4 tRNA genes are annotated in these 534 nt (G+C 61.2%); all 4 read left to right on the top strand.

What is annotated here, in order from left to right:
- Positions 1 to 2: 2 nt before the first annotated feature.
- Positions 3 to 78: transfer RNA gene (locus tag WS91_RS02890), tRNA-Glu, on the top strand.
- 81 nt (positions 79 to 159) lie between these two features.
- A tRNA-Asp gene (locus tag WS91_RS02885) sits at positions 160 to 236 on the top strand.
- Between the two features lie 64 nt (positions 237 to 300).
- A tRNA-Glu gene (locus tag WS91_RS02880) sits at positions 301 to 376 on the top strand.
- 81 nt (positions 377 to 457) lie between these two features.
- Positions 458 to 534 (top strand) — tRNA-Asp (locus WS91_RS02875).

Raw genomic sequence — 534 nt, 5'->3', positions numbered from 1 at the left:
GTGTCCCCTTCGTCTAGAGGCCTAGGACATCACCCTTTCACGGTGAGTACAGGGGTTCGAATCCCCTAGGGGACGCCAACACAAGGCGTCGTTCGAACGAAACGTCGAGACGATGCGCCGGCAGGAAGCACCGACGCCTGCCAGGCAAGCAGCAAGACTGGAGCGGTAGTTCAGTCGGTTAGAATACCGGCCTGTCACGCCGGGGGTCGCGGGTTCGAGTCCCGTCCGCTCCGCCAGATCGAGAGCCCGTTCAGGCTGCATGTGAACGGGCTTTTTCGTTAAAGGTGTAAGCAGTACGTTGTCCCCTTCGTCTAGAGGCCTAGGACATCACCCTTTCACGGTGAGTACAGGGGTTCGAATCCCCTAGGGGACGCCAACACAAGGCGTCGTTCGAACGAAACGTCGAGACGATGCGCCGGCAGGAAGCACCGACGCCTGCCAGGCAAGCAGCAAGACTGGAGCGGTAGTTCAGTCGGTTAGAATACCGGCCTGTCACGCCGGGGGTCGCGGGTTCGAGTCCCGTCCGCTCCGCCA

The organism is Burkholderia sp. MSMB1498 (genome assembly GCF_001526245.1).
In the GTDB taxonomy this organism is placed as follows: domain Bacteria; phylum Pseudomonadota; class Gammaproteobacteria; order Burkholderiales; family Burkholderiaceae; genus Burkholderia; species Burkholderia savannae.
Note: the sequence above shows the minus strand (reverse complement) of the source record. Positions and strands in the feature narration are given on the sequence as shown.